The following is a 16,293-nucleotide window of genomic DNA, read 5'->3' as shown; positions in this document are numbered from 1 at the left end:
TATTCTAGTAAGGCTTGACGGAGCGCTTTTCTTTTATCTTTAGCTTGGTATTTATAATTCTACATTATGCTATCTTAAATATTTGCTTTTATACTCTGTTTATACTGATAAAATAAAACACGAATGCAGAGAGATAATGGTGTATAGGTGAAGTTTTGATTATGTGTGTGGAATGAGTAAAAGCTATGATGTTTAAAAATAACCATAGTAGGTTTTTTTAGGATAGAGTTTTTAGAAGATCAGTGGTATTAAAGATAAAGATATTTAAGTTGGTATTGACAATAAAATAATAATAATAATAATTAAAACAGTTGTTTTTTTGAGGTGGTTAAAAATATACTTTGTAAAGAACAATAAAACGATGTATGGTGGTTGGTGAATATCGTAAAAAATTAAATTTATAAGTTGTATTTAATAAAAAATATATCTTAAAACTTATTTTTATATAAAAAATAATCAATTTTTTATTAAAGAAGATATAAAAAATAAAATTGTATTTCATAATATCAATTCTTCTTCTATTATAAGTAATTATCTTAGACTATTAAATGATTTTAATACTTTAAGCAAGATAGAACTTATAAATATATTAGAGGGTTTAAGTTTATACAATCTTTCAACTTTAATACAAACTATACAATCAAAAAATGCATATAACTCAAAAGACTTTAAACAAGATAGTATATTTTTATCTAATGTGATCATGAATGTGAGGTTGAAATAAAAAATGGCTGGGGTGTATGGTATTATAGACAGGTATGATAAAATTTAAATTATGATTGTTTTGTGTGATATGAGAGTTATTAGTATAAAGAGTGCTAATCATAAAATACACAAAAGCAGTGATTACTCATGAAGTTTTATATGTATTATCTCGTAATTTTTTATTTTTTTTCCTAAAATTTTACCCCAGCCTAGTTTGGAATGAGAGTGATTTCCTAAATTAAATAGCATTCTTTCGTTGAAAATAATTTTAAGATATAAATCAACGCAAAATTCATTATTAGTTAAGAACAAAATGCTTTCTTTAAGCTCTTTGTGTTTTTCTGCATTTGGGAAATACTTCAAAGCTTCATCATAATGTATATCTTGTATGTAAATAGCTATTTTATTTTGATAGGATAAAAATTTTTTTCCTAAAATTAAATTTTTTCCTAAAATATGATTTTTTTGTCCTAACTTATTTAATTGTGTATGTCTTATATGAATTTGATGAGGTATGTTCTCTATAATGCTGAGTTGATTTTGTAGGTTAAAAGTGATTTGTAAAATTTTTTCTATATAGCTTTTTGGTCTTCTTGAGCTTAGCAATAATGGGGCAAAAGGTAGGTATCTTTTTGCGATTTTTGTATCGTTGATGCCTAGTATGGAAAACAATATTTTGGAAATCCTATCACTGAAATTAATATCAAAATTTTTTGGATAATTGTTAAGGGTAATAATTTCAAAAAAAATCCAAAGAAGATAATGATTGAAGAAATCAAAAAACAAACTCCACCCATCTCCACCATCTTCATTTCTAGAGAGTTTGTCTAGTATATAAGAGGGGAGTTGTGAAGTGTTACCTTGTAAACCCATAAAATTAACCATAATCTCAATAGGAAAATCGTTAGTATTTTTACTGAATTTTACATATTCGATTTCTTTATTAGGATGTGTTAGGGCATTATTTACTCTTAAAAAAATATCTTCTTTGGAATGCTCTTTTAATAATTTTTTAAGAAGCTTATAAAAAGTATAAGAGTTTGCGTTGTTCATAATGTAGGCTTAATTCCTTTTTTAAAAGGATAATGTATGGTAATTTTTGAATTTATGCATTTAATTTTTAATTCACAAAAAGAATTAATGCTTACAAAAGATGATAAAAATTCTGAAATTATCAATCCTAGTTTATAAACTTCACCTAGAGAATAAAATTTAGAATCATCTATACTTATGATACTCATAGTTCCTTTTTTTGTAATATACTCATCAATCAAATAGCTTGGTTTTGATTGAATGTCAATTATTGAAGAAGTGAGTAGTTGGCATACTACTTCAGAGGTTTTATCATCAGGAAAGCTGTAGCTTTCTAAAACTTGAAAAAAAGATGTTTTTGTTAAAAGAGTTTGATAGCTAAATGATAAAATAGAAACTAATTTCCATAAAAGATCACCATTGGTCTTGATTTGTTTAATTGGTGTTGGAATGGTAATGTTTTTTGTAATAGCATCCTTGTAAAAAGGTATAAGATTAATATCACCTATTTTTAATTGAGTTGGCAAATTTTTATTGCAGCATAATACATCTATTGTGATTGTTTCATTTGTGTTATTTGATGAAAAAAATGATATTTCTTTGAAGCTATCTTGCTTGGAATTTGATTTGTTTGTAATGTAGTAAAAATCTTGAGTTTTATTTTGCATAAATTCAAAACGCTCAAAATTTTTATAATTTTTTAAAATTCTACTTCCGCTGTCGCTATTATGCGCTTTGACTTGTTTTATTTGAACTATATCATATGCATTTAAGTTTGTTCTATCAATAAAAATTCTGTATCCATTTTTTGAATGATTATTGATAATAGGTTCTGCTGTTTTTTCAAAAATATTAATAATTGGTGTTGTTGATAGTGAGAATAATTCATTTTTTACAATACAATTTTTAGGAAGTGTTTTGTTAAATTTAAAAAAAATACTAATTAGCTTACCTTTGCATTCATGCAAAACATCTAAGCCTTGTATCGAAATAAAATTAAATTTTTCAGGTAAAAAAAAGTATTCTCTTAACAAAGAAAAAGATTCAAATCCTAGGTCATTATAGAATAGGCAACTTTCATTTGGTGTTAAACCCACGGTTTTGATATTGTATGTGCTTATTTTAAATTCTTCATTTGTATCATGAGATATGATTTTTAATTCTTCTAGGTGTTGGTGTATATAAAAAAGCAGTGTGGAAGATGTGTAAACATCATCTCCAAGATATATACACAGTTTATCCAAATCCAAATCAGCGATATTTAAATCTTCTTTGTTAACTCTAAGTTGTATATTCATCGTGTGGTATTGCTTTTCACTTCCAAAAAATACATTTTCTATGTTTAATGGGTATAAATATACATCATATACTGTTTTAAATTCACACTCGCATTTTTCTATAGGTGTGGATTTTACTATACTGTTTTTAGGAATAATTAATTTATTGAGTTTGCTATTTTCATTAAATTTAAATTCTTGCATACACATAGATGGCAAGATGTTAGTATAGTTTGGAGAAAGAATATTGATTAGTGATTCTGCGATGTAAGGTATATTTTGATCTAATTCTTGATGAATTTTAGAAGTTAATATAGCTAAATTTTCAATAATCCTTTCGATGTCTGGATCTTTACTATCGTAGGATAAGAATGGAGCTAACTTAGGAAATTTATCAATAAAAATTTTTCGAGTATGGTTGAGGTAAGCGATCTCTTTTTGATAATAAAACACATCATCTTGTGTCATTAGACAACCTCACAGTAGCGATTGTTTTTAAATATAATTTCAATTGCAAATTCCTTAAAACTATCATCGCAAAAAACGCATCTTAGTAAAAATGAAAGTTGCCACGGTTTTAAAGAGTCGTTGTATGTGATAGAATTAACCACAATCCTTTTTTCATATTTATTTATCAGTTTATGTATTTCTTTTGCCATGCTTAGGCAAAGTTCTGTAGAGCTTAAATTTAAATTTTCTATATTGGATAGTCCAAAGTCTTTAACACTTAAACAATCATCAAGTTTTGCATTAAGCAAAACTTGGATATTATTTTTTATTTCTTGAAATTCATTTTGATAAAAAGGTACATTTTTATATTGATCATCTAATGAATGAATAATTTTATCTAATAAAGACATTGTTATTCTTTATCTAGCTTACCTACTAAAGATAATTCAAAATTTCCACCCATATATTTAAAATGCGGGCGAACGCTTAGTCCAATTTTATACCAACCAGGTTCACCTGGTATACTATCTACTTTTACCTGTGCTCCTCTAAAAGGTCTTCTACTTCTAACTTCTGCAGGCGGGTTTTCTTGGTCTGAAATGTATTGTCTAACCCATTCATTTAAGCCATTTTCTATATCGCTTCTTTCTTTCCAACTTCCTATTTCTTCTCTTTGCAATACTTTTAAATAATGCGCTAATCTTGAAATCAAAAAGACATAAGGCAATTGAGTACCTAAGCGATAGTTTGTTTCAGCTTCTTTTCCTTCAGGTGTATTTGGAAAAATTTTAGGTTTTAGAGCGGAATTCGCTGAGAAAAATGCAGCATTATTGGTATCTCTTCTTAAGGTTAAGGTTATAAATCCGTTCTCTGCAAGCTCATACTCTCTCCTATCTGTAATGAGTACCTCAGTAGGAATTTTTGCTTTTAAGTTTCCAAAATTTTCATAAAAATACGTAGGGAGATCTTTAACGCTGCCGCCACTTTTTGGCCCAATGATACTACCACACCATCTATACTTCGCAAAACTTTCTGTAAGTCTTGTTGCAAAGGCATATGCTGAATTTCCCCATAAAAGGTGGTTATGAGAAGCATGTACGTTTTCTTTATAATTAAAGCTTTTGATAGGATTTTCTTCGCTATCGTAAGGAGATCTTGTTAAAAATCTTGTAACCATCAATCCAGTATATTTTGAGTCTTCGTTTTCTCTAAAAGTTCTCCATCTTGTGTATTGTGGACCTTCAAGAAGACTTTGCAGATCTTGAATATTAGCTAGTTCTGAGTAATTTTCTAAACCAAAGAATTTAGGTCCTAAAGAAGTTAAAAATGGCGAGTGACTCATGGCTGCTATACTTGACATTTTATTTAAAAATGTCATATCCGGACTCGCAGTGCTTAGTTGATAGTCGCCAATTATTGCACCTACAGGCTCTCCTCCAAATTGACCATATTCTGAAGAATAAATATTTTTATAAACTACGCTTTGAGTAATATCTGGGTTATTTTCAAAATCCTCTAAAACTTCTTCTTTTGTAATATCGAAAAGATTGATTTTTATATTTTCATTAAAATCAGTTCTTTCAACTAAAAAGAAAAGTCCTCTCCAAGTTGATTCTAGTTTTTGAAAATCTTCATTATGTAAAATTTCATCCATTTGCTTTGATAATAAATCATCAATATGAGCGATCATTTCATCAAGTGCAAATTTATTGATTTTATCTTCTACATTATCACTTTCAACTATCGCGGAAATAAATTCAGCCACCCCTCTTTTTGCTATACTATAACTTTCATCATTTCTAGCATATTTACTTTTTTCCATAATACTTTCAATAATCGGAGTATCAATTACTTTATCTTTTGACATATTATGTTCCTTTTATTCTTCGTTATTTTCTTTTTTGATTTCCAAAAGTAACTGTTCTTTGGTTTTTTCATTTTTTAGAGCTTCCAAGACAGCTTTTCTGAAATTCGGGATATTTCCCATAGGTCCCTTTAATGCCATTAAGGCTTCTCTAAGACGCATTAGCTTGTTTAATTCCGGAACTTGTTGTGCTATGCTGTCGGGTGAAAAATCTTTCATGCTAGATATTTTAAGGTTAACATCTAACTCTTCAGCTCCTCCTCCTAGAGTATTTTTGACATTAAATTGAGTTTTGATATTTAGTTTTTGCATAACTTGATTAAAATTTATTTTATTGATAGAGACAATTTCTCTATCTTCTAAATTCTGTTCATTTTTTCCTGTAAGATTGGCCATTACCATGAGTTTCAATGGTAGTTCTATTTCCGCGTTTTGTCCATTTGTTTTAGCTTTGTAGGTTATATTTATGCGTTCTTTTGGTGCACTTGATCCATCAGACATTTTATTTCCTTTTTTCTGAATTAAAAATTTATTTTTTTTAAATTATACATAAAATTAAATAAAGAACAACTAAGTTTATGTTTTTTTGTTGATTTTGTTTTTTGCGTGATTATATTCATCACTTAGATAGTCTTTTAATAAAGTTTTTTCCATTAATTCGATTAGTTGCGAGTGTATAATTTTTGCATTGTTTTTCATATTGTTGGCTTCAAAAACTTCCGCCATAGCCATTAGGGAATTTATATTGCAAAATAAAGAATTATTGTAATTTTCATTGTTGATGTCAATGAGCATTTGTTCTATTTTTTGTTTTTTATTTTTGTTGGGTGTAGTGATGTTTTTTTTGTTGACATCTTGATTTTGTTTTACAAAATAGTTAAAGGTATCTTCTTTGCACATCAATTCACCGTTATCAAATCTTAATTTAGTTATATCATTAAATTTGAGAATAAAATTACTAGTTAATAGAACTAAAATTTTCAATGGTTGTTCTTTTTCGTGATGTTGTAAAAAATCACAAAATATTTTAAATCCTTCTATCCAAAAAGGATTAAGTGAAAGATTGTTGATAAAGCATTTTATTTGTTCTAATTCATTTGTAGTTTTATCAAGTAACATTTTTATTAAATTTTTATCAGGATATCTTACTTTTGTAATAAAATCTGAGTGTGGTGGAAGAGTTTTTAATCTTCCCCAGGTTGCCTCTGCAAATAATGAATAAGCATTAGTATTTTCAATGTCGTTTTCTAGTAATTCGACTGCTAGATTGTTTAGTAAGCTTCTATATTCTCTATCGTTAAGGTTGGATATCTTTGTATTTTTTATATCGATATTTACTTGTGTTACTGGAGATTTAAGAGGTGGTTGCTTGGCTTGAGTTGTTTCTTCTTTGAAGTTAAGATTAGCGAAACTACAATTTAAAGTTTCGTGTAACTTTTTAAAATATTCATTTAAGCTTTTAGCTGTGACATGTGAACATTTTGGCGAAGTTTTGTTGAAATCACCAATGAAATTTTCGATAATTTGTTTATATTTTCTTTTTTGATTTAATAATGTCGCGGATAATTTGCTAATATTTTCAGGTTTTTCTCGGAATAGTTTTTCTGTAAAAATTATTATTTCTAAAAATATTTTAAAACATTCTTCATTGTTTAATGCAAAACATGATAAAGAAAAATAGGCAAAAATTTTCATATCCATTGAGTTGTTTTGTAGGATATCTAATGAATATTCATATACTTTATCCCATTGTATTTTTTCATGATTTAGTGTTTTATATTTTGACATTTCCTCTTCAAGTAAATGGAAGATTTCTAAGTTGTCTAAATTTTCTTCATAATGATCGCAAAAAATCATTTTATCTCCTAAGCACTATTGAAAGTTTTTTTAATTATAATAAAAAAAGAAAAATTATAATAGTTATTTAATTAAGTATTATTGATACTTTTAAAAAAGGATAAAAATGAGACAAAAATTAATTATATTGTTTATTGGAATGTTTTTAAGTGCTTGTTCTAGTGTCGTTAGTGTAAAAATTGATAATGTAAAAAATTCTAATTTAAACAACAGAAATGATGATGTTCCTTTGACTGTTATTGTATATCAGTTAAAAAATGTAAATAAATTTACCAAGGCTAGTGATTTGGAGTTAATCACTAGAGAAGATGCTGTACTTGGAAAAGATAAAATTGATTCAATTAGATTGCAGATTGCGCCTAGAGATAATGTGATAGCATTTAAAGTTGTAGATGAAGAGGTGCCATATATTGGTATTTTGGTTTTGTTTGCAAATAAAACCAAAAAAATAACAAAAATTTGGGCAAAAACAGACGATGCTGATGGGTTTGGAACCAAAAAAACACTAAAATTTGAAATAACAAAAAATGGTATTAGGAATATTTAATCTAAGGAAGTTGCAATGGCGGATAAGCTAAAAGTAGCCTGGTTTAATGGGCTTAATATTGATAAAATTCACTTTGAGCAGCAGGAGCGATATTTTGAACGAAATATTAATCTTAAAACAATTTCAATCTTTAATAACTTGCATGGGATAATTGATTTAGAATTTTCCAATGAAATGCTAATGCAAGGAAAAATAGCACTCAAGAGAATTTCAGGAATTGCTAAAGATGGTAGCATTTTTAATGCTCCAGAGCAAGATGATCTCCCAGAGCCTTTAGAAATAAATTATGATTCTTTAGCAAATTCTATCATTGTTGTGAAAATTCCTATGGGTTTGTCTTCTATAGCAGATATTTCTTTACACAATAACATACCTAATTCAAAATATATTAGCTTAAGAAGTGTTGTGGCTTCAAGGATATATGATGATAGCACTAATGATGCTTTAAAACATATTGATTTAGAAGATGAATTTGAAGATGATAATGTTACCTTTTCACAAGAAAAAATGAATATTACCTTGGCAAGTTTAAGATTGAAGTTAGGGTTTTTAGGTAGTAAAACTCCAGATGAGCTTGAAATTCCAATAGCAAAAATAAAAAGTATTGATTTAAATAAAAAAATAGACTTAGATGAAAATTTTATACCCACTTGTTTAGATCTAAGCAAATCTTCATATATTAGGTCGTTTTTAGAGGAGATCTCTCATTCTATCAAACAGCATAAAGAGGTGCTTTCTGAAGTTTTTAAAGGTATAGATCAAACTAAAAATACATTAGATTTTAGTACTTATTTGTCACTTAATCTTTTGAAAAAGTGGCATTTGATTTTCTCATATATAATCAATAAGGATAAAATACATCCTGAAATTTTATATGAAAAACTAATTGATTTTCAAGGTGATCTAAATGCTTTTTGTACTGAAAATTCTTTTACTGATTTTATAGCATATAATCATGATAATTTAACAAATACGTTTTTACCGCTTACTAATCAGCTTAGAATTTTGTTTGCAAAAATAACTTCTCCAAAATATACTATGGCCCAGGTGATTGACAATGGCAATGGGTTTTATGATTTGTTGTTTGATAACCCTACGATTATCGAAGAGGCTGAATTATTTTTAGCTGTTAATGCAGATGTAAACCATGAGTATTTATTGTATAATTTTAAAACCCAAAGTAAAATTTACACGCAAAGTAGAATAAAAAACATAGTAGCAACACAATTACGAGGAATTAACATAGAGCAAATTTCTAACATTCCTTCTTCTATACCATATTTAAATGGCTATATTTATTATAAGATAGACAAAAAAGATGAAATATTTCAACACTTTAAAAATGAGAGTGTTGTTAGCTTATACTTGACAACAAATATTAAAAATCCTGATATAAAAATGTGGGCTGTATTTTAAGGAGTATTATGCAAAAAGAAGTGCAATTTAAAGAAAAATCTTTACTATTAGAAAGTGATTTGAAAGGTTTAGAGATTAACAAGGTTGTTGATAATTGCTTGGAAATTCTTTTGCTTGTTTATAGATTATCTAAGGTTCATTCTTTAGATGCTGTTTATATAGAAAATCTTAAAGAAAAGCTTGTAAATGAAATTTTGGTTTGGAGTTCAAAGTTAAGTACTTTTAAAGAATATAATGAAAAAGATATTATAAAATTAAGATATTGTTTATGTGTATTTATAGATGAAAGCTTAATGAAAAATGATTTATTTATTAATAGCTCGTGGGCAAATCATACTTTAACGGTTAGATTGTTTGATGAGACTTTAGGTGGTGATAATTTTTACGATATAGCGCTTTCTTGGTTATCTAATCCATCTAAAAACAAAGATTTTCTAGAATTTATATACGTGTGTTTGATTTTGGGATATAAGGGAAAGTATTCTCATGAAAAGGATGTCGAAGAAAAAATTATTTATCTTTGTAATAATATAGCATCAGCGTTAACTCCGCTTATAAATTTAACAGATAAAACAGCTTTTGAAAAAGCTTATAGCGGCGCAAATAAGGAGAATTTTTGGCAATATTTTCAACGCAGATTTATGAAATTTGCGTTAGTTGTTATACCTATAGGGTGTATTTTGATTTTTTTTATTTTTGCTATTTTTGATTTGCAAACTCACAATACCAAAATAGACTCTAATGTTAGTAGTTTGATTGAAAATATAAAAAAGTTATAAGATTATATTTTTTCGATCATTTCTTTATTCCATCCTTTGGGAAGGTTTTTCATATTAGGATAATATGGTCTTAAAAGTTCAAAGAAAACTTCTTCGTGGTATCTACTTATTTGAAAATAGTATTTGCCTAGGGTAGAGGGGCTTAGTATGCATTTTTTTATGGAGCTTTTATCATAGCAAATAATATTGGGTGAATCCAAACTAGAAGCCAAATTTAGCTCATCATAATATGATCCGTTGTATTTATTAATCTCAAAAAACCCATTGTAATTAAAACTATAATCAAAATAATCCACAAAATAATTACCTCGTTTTTCAAATCCCATGTCAAATATTTCTTTTTCGTATTTTTTGCTTAATTCATCATTTAATTTATTGTAATGTATTTTTGTATCATCTATATAAGCCGCAGGATTAAAAAGAGAATTGATTTCATTTTGAAGCATACCCTGTGAAAGTTTCAATATAAACCCGCCTAAGCTAAAAACAAAATAATCATAAAAATACTCATCATCAAAAGTAATCAAATAATCTTTGCTTTTTCTATCTTGTCTAGCTAAATAATCCAACATAACAAGCAATAAGGAATTTTTCTTAATTAAGCGATCGTTTTTAAAACCTTCTACTTGTCTTTGGGTAATTATTCCTAGGTTACCTAATTCTTCATAAAGTTCATCATCAAATGCGTAAGGTTTTATACCATTATCTTTATAAATTTGTTCTATATAATCTTGAATTATTTTTACATTTTCGCTATGAATTTCACTTACATAAGATAAGATTTGTTCTTGATTTAGTACAGTTGTATCTTTTTCTATTTTACATTGATATTCTAGGTTTTTTGGGCTTGTTATGCGGTAGCTTTGTCCTTCTGTTGTAGAGGTGATTTTGGGTTCGACATAGTCACCATTTTTTTCAGCTATCCATAGAGGATTTTTGATTTTTATAATTTCTTCTTCTAAATTTTCAATACTTGTAGGTATGTATTCTGGGATAAGTTTGTTGCCTTTTTTGTTAAAAATGATTTTACCTAAATAAATACCAAATTTGGGATTGTAAAATTCATCAAGTTTATTATCCAACAAGTATTCAATAACCCAATCTTGTTTTTCACTAGGACATATATTGTTAAAACATTTTATATTGGTATTTATACCTAGATAAAGTGCTTGTGAATTTTTTTTGGTTTGTAAAAAATGTTTATATTTTTTTTTATTTGGTAATGGCCCTATGTTGTTATTCATTGTATTATCCCTATTTTTTCTCTAAATTTTCCAGCAATGATCTTAGTATCCCTTTCACACGGTTGTATAAAATACAAAGGAGAAGCTGTTAGATCCTTTTTTTTGCCTTTTGCAATTACAATTTTTTTTCTGCTTTCATAGTAAGTTTTATTTATAAAACATTTATGTGTTCCATGTTCAGCACTATCAAAAGGCAAACATTTTTTATTATAAGCATTAAAAATATTATAATGATTCCATTGTATATATAATTCCATTGTATTTAAAAAAAGCAACCTTTCTAAGCTATTATTGGGGTTGATGTTTATGCGACAAATATAAAAATGTCTAAATTCATGTATGATAGTATCAATGAAATCAATATAATGTGCTCTTGTGTTTAAACTCAAAATATTAGTTGTAAAATCATAATCTCCAGAATTTCCTTTATTAGGATTATTTGTAATTATAGGTAGATCTTTTTCGTTTATATTTAATCTTTTGGCAAAGTTTTTTAAAAAATCTTTTATAATTTCTATATCAACATCTTCATTTTGGATGTTTTTTTCAAAGGTAAGTCTATAAATAGGATTTTGATTGTAAATTTCTGAAGCAGTTATATAAAATTTCTCTCTTTCTTTTAAGTATTCATCTCCATCTTTTACGCTTTTTATAAATTTTTCATTTGCCAAATCAAACCTATAATAAATATAAGCGATTTTTCCGGCAAGTTGAGGGTAAGTTTTAAAAAAAATATTGTTATCTATTTTATTATTTTTTTTTAATCTATTGCAGGCTATTAAAAACTCTATAGCTTTTGATACGCTAAAAATGCAGTTTGTATAAATAATGTCTTTTGTTGAATTGTTTTCGTTTGCATTCTTAATACTTTCTCTCAATACCCCCTCTCTTACACTATCATCATCTCCAACTCCTACTCTAAAGCTCATATCTATAATGATATAATGATCTTCTAAATTAGGTATAGTTTTTTCACTACTATAAGCAAATACAACTATATAGTATTTATAATCTTGCATATCTTCTTTAGGTTCATTGCTTCTATTTATAGGTAAGCAAAAAGATAAAACATTATCTTCGTAGTTTTCATTATAAATTAAATCATCGTTTTCAAATAACACTTTAAGGTTTTTTTCATCAACATAGCCGTTGCAATCATGCAATAATAAATTTAATTTTTCTTTGCTTTCGCATTCCACAAAAGCCCATTTTAGCTTTTCATCGCTTTCTTTTTCTAGTTGTAAGCTTATATAAGTCCCTGGTGCGAATGGAGTATTTGGATTTATATTATCACTTGCAAATACAATTTTATTATTTGGTTTTGGGGGGTATTTAACTTCTAATTCGCAAAGCAACTCCTCTTCATTTACAACATAACCTAAATGCTTTAGTAAGTTTTCAAACAATACCCCATTAAGTATTCCTATACTGCCATTGCTACCAAATTCTCCCTTTTCATTAATGTTATAAAGATACAAATCCCCCTTACTCATACTTTCTTTATTCTTGCTTTTTCCTTTTTCATCATTTGGATTTGAAATTTCTATTTCTTTAAAACTTTTAGAGCATTCTTTATCTGTGTATAATCTAACACAATACTTTCCCCAAGTCTTACCTATGCTAAAAGGATAATCTTTTAAAAAATCAGGTTGTTTGTTGTAATGAATCTCATTGATTTTAAAATAATACTTTCCTTCAGGTAAGCTTCCAAATTTATCTTTAATACTTTCATCATCATAATAAAAATATGCTTTTTTCTTGGTAGTTTTATCTTTTATATCTTGATAAAAACTAAAAGCAATTTGTTTATTTGATGGTTTTAAATTATCAGCTTTAGCTACTCCACTTCTTGCCATATAAGAAGCTATTAAATCTTTTCCTTTAAAATGATATAAATAAAAACCATCATATTTAAAATAATCTTTATTTTTAAACCTAAGTATAAGTCCTATTTTATGATTGATATAATTATTAAATATTCTTTTGCTATCTTGTAAGGGTTTGGCTAAATAAGCTTTGTTATCTTCTAGTCTAACTTTAAAACTATAACAATTACTAAAGTCTTTTTCTCTATCAAATCTTATCTTACCTTCTTTATTAGTTTTTAATCTCAATACGCTTTGCTTGATTAGTTTTTCATGATCATACCCTTTTATACTAATACTAGCATTATCAATAGCCTTGCCATGTTCATCTTGTATAATGAGGCTGATGTAATTTGAAGTAGCAGTGTTGTTTGTAATGCTAGTGTTATTGTGGGTTAAATTTAGATCTTGATGGTTTAAATCATCATAAGCATAGTGCTTGCTTATCTTTTTAGGTTCTAATTTTATATTTAAACTATTTTTAGCTAAAACATAGTTTTTAATCTTACAATGATAATAATCATAAGTAATGTTTAAATCTTTTAAAGCATATAAATTATTCTCATCATATTTAAGATAATAATTTATTTTTTCATCATTGAAAGAAAAAATTTCATCTTCCTTTGCGCCTAAAAGAAGTTTTTCATAAAAAAATACTCTTGTTTTTAGTTTATTAAAATCTAGATTATAGTTTTGTTCTAATAAAGCTATATCGATTAATGACTCATCTTTAACAAATATATCACAATTGTTCTCATAAAGATGTAAAAGATTTGACATAGATGAAGCATTGTCAAAAAATATAAGCTTTTTATTTTTATCTTTATTTTCTAAGATGAAGTGGCTTAGGTTTTTAAGGTGATAAGATACAATCTTAAAATCTTCTTTTGTATCATCTATAATGGTATTGCTTTGTTTTGTTTTTAAAGAAGTTTCATTGTTAAAATTTGTATTTTTTATTATAGTGTCTGTATTTTCTTTTGTATTGTTTTCTTGATTTGAATTTTTATCTTTATTTAAGTTTTTATTTATTTCTTTATTTTCGTTTTTATTGATTGTTTTATCTTTGCTATTTAATTCTTCATTGATAGTAAAAGAACTCATATAAGTTTGATAAGCATGTTCTAAATCTTTAAAACCAAGTCTTTTAAATTCATCAATACTTTTATAAAGTTCTTTTCTTGCATTTAAATAAGTATCATTTAGTTTGTTTTTATGAGAGATAAAGATAGTATAAAAGCTAGAGTTAAATTCTAATTCTTTTATTGTGTTTTCATCAAATAAAGCTTGCTTATCTTTATCATATAAAACACAATCTTCACAAAAATATAAAGCTTTTAATAAATAGGGTTTTGAATCGATGTTGATGTTGTTGATATCTTGCAAGTTTAAAGTCTTTAGTAGGTATTGTTTATTAGCAATAATACTTAAGCCTTGATTGGAATTTAAAAAAGTATTTCTTTCTTGTTTTAATTGAAAGCTTAGCTTTTCATTTAAAGATTTAAATAAAGAATTAAAAATTTCATTTTTTATTTTATTATCTTCTTTATAAAGTTTTAAATCAAATTGATATTTTTGTTCTTCTTGTTCAATGATTTTTTCTTGTTCTTTTAAATCTTGTATGTTTTTTAAATATTCTTCATCTATAAAATTGTAAGTTGTAGAAGCTATACTTGTTTTAGTTATAAGTTCTTTTTTCTTTGCTAGGGCAAGTTTGTATTGTTTTGAATAGCTAGGGTAGGGGCGTGGAGTGAAGAGGGAGAAAGGATTGATTAGTTTTTGAAAAAAATCATTTGGATGATCAATACATTGACCATTAGGTGTTATAGAATTATTAGGGCATACAACAGGAGGTTTAATTTTATCTCCGATTTTATTAAGCAAATCTTGAGTGTTTATTAGCAGTTTTTTTGTTAATTCTTTAATGTTTTCAGAAAAATAGTAAGATATAACACTTCCTCCAGCAAAAATAATTATACCAAAAATAATTTTTCCTCTAGACAAGATAAGTGCTATTTCTTTAGAAATATCTAAGCCTTTTTTTAAAACAAAATCTTGTATAACTTCTTCTCCTAGTTTTACTAAAACTTTAGTTATATCACCATTGTTAATATACTCTAAGGTATATTCAGTAATTTTTAGTTTGTTATCCACTTTCTCTGTAATAACTTGAACTTTTTGAATATAAGGTTGTAGGGTTTCTTTAGTGGGAGAGTTGGGGGAAAGGTTGAAGCCACCACTAAAAAAATCGAAAGTATTACTTGCTTTTCCTATTCCTTCTCTACCACTTTCTATAACCTCTTGTCCTTCTCTTAGAGCTTCTTTTATACTTTCTTTAATGTTAATAGTGGTATTGTTTTCATTATGAACACTAGTATTAATTTCATTTGCATTCATCTAAGGCCTTTTGGATTTTGTTTATTGTATCTTCTATAAAGATTGATACATTTTTGCGGTAATCTTTCCATTCTTTTCCGAGTGTCCTATCGAGAAGTTTTGAGCTATTCGGATCTAAATTATTAAATATATTATAGTTTTCTTTCATGTTTTGAAATATAAAATTTGTATCCTTAGAAGAACACAATTGATTGTTATGAAATAAAAGAAGACCTCGAATTGTTATTTTTGGATAGATTGCCATAGCTTTATACCAAGAACCCTTATCCAAATAGCCTATACTATCTAAATAATCATAAAATTCTTCATAGTGCTTTATAAATTTAAGTTTTTCTTCAAAAATTTGTTTTTCTAAATCTTTAGTAGAGGCTCTTAAGTTTAGGTATTTTTGTTTTTCATTTGAGTTTAAATTACTTATGAAATTAAGATAATTAAAATAAGTATGTTCTTTGCCATGTAGAAAAATGAAAAGACCAATGTAGCTTTTAAGAGAAACTTCAAAGTACCTATCCTCAAATCCAAAAAATTTAGCAACCTTAAAATCAAAAATAGCCTTTTGCATTTTTGCATTTAAATCTTTAAAGTCTTCTAGTTTAGGCTGATAATCATCTACAATTTTAATCATATCTTTAGGACTTGGATTTAAAGTCATTTTTTCAAAAATTCTAAATTCTTGTTCTTTTTTAGGAAAATGATACATTCCCCAATAAATCGTATATAAAGGAGAATAAAGTAATTTTGCAAGCACAGCAAGTATTATGATCAATATAATACAGAGTATATAAAATCTTTTAAGTTTATAAAAAGGTTTTTTCATTTATATTCCTTGGTGTTTTAAAAATAGTTTTTTATATATTTTT

12 protein-coding genes are annotated in these 16,293 nt (G+C 26.6%); 3 read left to right on the top strand and 9 right to left on the bottom strand.

Annotated elements, in window-relative coordinates; genetic code table 11:
- Positions 1 to 846: 846 nt before the first annotated feature.
- The 6 genes from A0083_RS04685 to A0083_RS04660 all read right to left on the bottom strand — a co-directional run bounded on the left by A0083_RS04685 (position 847) and on the right by A0083_RS04660 (position 7,185).
- Positions 847 to 1,758 carry a type VI secretion system baseplate subunit TssG gene (locus A0083_RS04685; protein ID WP_197552482.1) on the bottom strand — a complete coding sequence of 304 codons (912 nt, stop codon included), beginning with the start codon at positions 1,756 to 1,758 and terminating at the stop codon, positions 847 to 849.
- Positions 1,755 to 3,482: a type VI secretion system baseplate subunit TssF gene (gene tssF, locus A0083_RS04680; RefSeq protein ID WP_197552480.1), complete on the bottom strand. Its 1,728-nt coding sequence runs from the start codon at positions 3,480 to 3,482 to the stop codon at positions 1,755 to 1,757. The genes A0083_RS04685 and tssF overlap by 4 nt, the downstream gene beginning before the upstream one ends.
- Positions 3,482 to 3,874: a GPW/gp25 family protein gene (locus tag A0083_RS04675; protein ID WP_197552478.1), complete on the bottom strand. Its 393-nt coding sequence runs from the start codon at positions 3,872 to 3,874 to the stop codon at positions 3,482 to 3,484. Before A0083_RS04675 ends, tssF begins: the two co-directional genes overlap by 1 nt.
- 2 nt (positions 3,875 to 3,876) lie before the next feature.
- Entirely contained in the window at positions 3,877 to 5,331 is a 1,455-nt protein-coding gene (gene tssC, locus A0083_RS04670) for a type VI secretion system contractile sheath large subunit (RefSeq protein ID WP_043019882.1), read from the bottom strand.
- Positions 5,332 to 5,343: 12 nt separating this feature from the next.
- Entirely contained in the window at positions 5,344 to 5,829 is a 486-nt protein-coding gene (tssB, locus tag A0083_RS04665; protein ID WP_197552476.1) for a type VI secretion system contractile sheath small subunit, read from the bottom strand.
- Between the two features lie 75 nt (positions 5,830 to 5,904).
- Positions 5,905 to 7,185 (bottom strand): TssA family type VI secretion system protein, encoded by a 1,281-nt coding sequence (locus tag A0083_RS04660; RefSeq protein WP_197552474.1) that lies wholly within the window; start codon positions 7,183 to 7,185, stop codon positions 5,905 to 5,907.
- A gap of 106 nt (positions 7,186 to 7,291) precedes the next feature.
- On the opposite strand from A0083_RS04660, the gene tssJ reads away from it, so the two are divergent.
- The 3 genes from tssJ to icmH are packed head-to-tail and all read left to right on the top strand — an operon-like array spanning position 7,292 to position 9,927.
- Positions 7,292 to 7,732, top strand: coding sequence for a type VI secretion system lipoprotein TssJ (gene tssJ, locus A0083_RS04655; protein WP_197552472.1), 441 nt, complete (start codon positions 7,292 to 7,294; stop codon positions 7,730 to 7,732).
- A 15-nt stretch (positions 7,733 to 7,747) separates the two neighbouring features.
- Positions 7,748 to 9,148, top strand: a complete 1,401-nt coding sequence (gene tssK / locus A0083_RS04650; protein ID WP_197552470.1) for a type VI secretion system baseplate subunit TssK — start codon at positions 7,748 to 7,750, stop codon at positions 9,146 to 9,148.
- A gap of 8 nt (positions 9,149 to 9,156) precedes the next feature.
- The gene (gene icmH / locus A0083_RS04645; protein WP_197552468.1) at positions 9,157 to 9,927 is read left to right on the top strand and encodes a type IVB secretion system protein IcmH/DotU; all 771 of its coding nucleotides are present in this window, start codon (positions 9,157 to 9,159) and stop codon (positions 9,925 to 9,927) included.
- Positions 9,928 to 9,929: 2 nt separating this feature from the next.
- On the opposite strand, the gene A0083_RS04640 is transcribed toward icmH, so the two are convergent.
- From A0083_RS04640 to A0083_RS04630, 3 genes are read right to left on the bottom strand one after another with little or no spacing between them, the layout of a single operon-like run.
- On the bottom strand, positions 9,930 to 11,171 hold the full coding sequence (locus A0083_RS04640) for a hypothetical protein (RefSeq protein ID WP_197552466.1): 1,242 nt from the start codon (positions 11,169 to 11,171) through the stop codon (positions 9,930 to 9,932).
- Positions 11,168 to 15,433: a hypothetical protein gene (locus A0083_RS08140; RefSeq protein ID WP_232087550.1), complete on the bottom strand. Its 4,266-nt coding sequence runs from the start codon at positions 15,431 to 15,433 to the stop codon at positions 11,168 to 11,170. The genes A0083_RS04640 and A0083_RS08140 overlap by 4 nt, the downstream gene beginning before the upstream one ends.
- Entirely contained in the window at positions 15,420 to 16,250 is an 831-nt protein-coding gene (locus tag A0083_RS04630) for a hypothetical protein (RefSeq protein WP_197552464.1), read from the bottom strand. Before A0083_RS04630 ends, A0083_RS08140 begins: the two co-directional genes overlap by 14 nt.
- Positions 16,251 to 16,293: the final 43 nt, after the last annotated feature.

The organism is Campylobacter sp. 2014D-0216 (assembly GCF_014931215.1).
Taxonomy (GTDB): Bacteria; Campylobacterota; Campylobacteria; order Campylobacterales; family Campylobacteraceae; genus Campylobacter_D.
This window is presented reverse-complemented; position numbering and strand designations above follow the sequence as displayed.

Coding starts and splice junctions, on each gene's coding strand:
- A0083_RS04685 (WP_197552482.1), bottom strand. CDS start 1,758: ATGAACAACGCAAACTCTTATACTTTTTATAAGCTTCTTAAAAAATTA.
- tssF (WP_197552480.1), bottom strand. CDS start 3,482: ATGACACAAGATGATGTGTTTTATTATCAAAAAGAGATCGCTTACCTC.
- A0083_RS04675 (WP_197552478.1), bottom strand. CDS start 3,874: ATGTCTTTATTAGATAAAATTATTCATTCATTAGATGATCAATATAAA.
- tssC (WP_043019882.1), bottom strand. CDS start 5,331: ATGTCAAAAGATAAAGTAATTGATACTCCGATTATTGAAAGTATTATG.
- tssB (WP_197552476.1), bottom strand. CDS start 5,829: ATGTCTGATGGATCAAGTGCACCAAAAGAACGCATAAATATAACCTAC.
- A0083_RS04660 (WP_197552474.1), bottom strand. CDS start 7,185: ATGATTTTTTGCGATCATTATGAAGAAAATTTAGACAACTTAGAAATC.
- tssJ (WP_197552472.1), top strand. CDS start 7,292: ATGAGACAAAAATTAATTATATTGTTTATTGGAATGTTTTTAAGTGCT.
- tssK (WP_197552470.1), top strand. CDS start 7,748: ATGGCGGATAAGCTAAAAGTAGCCTGGTTTAATGGGCTTAATATTGAT.
- icmH (WP_197552468.1), top strand. CDS start 9,157: ATGCAAAAAGAAGTGCAATTTAAAGAAAAATCTTTACTATTAGAAAGT.
- A0083_RS04640 (WP_197552466.1), bottom strand. CDS start 11,171: ATGAATAACAACATAGGGCCATTACCAAATAAAAAAAAATATAAACAT.
- A0083_RS08140 (WP_232087550.1), bottom strand. CDS start 15,433: ATGAATGCAAATGAAATTAATACTAGTGTTCATAATGAAAACAATACC.
- A0083_RS04630 (WP_197552464.1), bottom strand. CDS start 16,250: ATGAAAAAACCTTTTTATAAACTTAAAAGATTTTATATACTCTGTATT.